A 491-nucleotide genomic window follows, 5' to 3' on the forward strand; every position below is an offset into this window, starting at 1 on the left:
GATAATGGAGTCACCTGGACTAATATTAGTGGAGCAACTAATAATACTTTTGCCTTATCTCAAACACAAGTGGGGAAAAAGGTACAGGTAAAAGTTAGTTATACCGATGGACAAGGAACCAAAGAAACCGTTAATAGTAACCCAACCAATACAGTCCTTTTGGGGGATATTATCGTCACCAAAGACAAAGATAACGGTAAGGGAGATACCGAAGGAACTCTGAGTTGGGCGATAGACAGAGCCAATAAGAGCCCTGGAGCCGATACCATCAAACTCAATACCGATGTGCGTCTGAATTTTGGTAGCGATGTGATACGGATGTGGAGTTTGATTGATAGCGATATGACTGTTGATGGGCAAGGACATACCATCAATGGGGATAATAATAATGATGGTAAAGCAGATCAAGATGACCGTCCGATTTTCTTTGTCAAATCAGGGAATGTGAATTTTAAGAACCTGACCCTGAAAAACGCAGTTGCTAAGGGAGG

1 protein-coding gene is annotated in these 491 nt (G+C 41.8%); it reads left to right on the forward strand.

Going from position 1 to position 491, the window contains the following annotated elements; genetic code table 11:
* Positions 1 to 491, forward strand: a 491-nt coding sequence (locus PL9214_RS31825; protein ID WP_222425321.1) for a hypothetical protein, incomplete at both ends; no start/stop codon positions are given.

The organism is Planktothrix tepida PCC 9214 (assembly GCF_900009145.1).
In the GTDB taxonomy this organism is placed as follows: domain Bacteria; phylum Cyanobacteriota; class Cyanobacteriia; order Cyanobacteriales; family Microcoleaceae; genus Planktothrix; species Planktothrix tepida.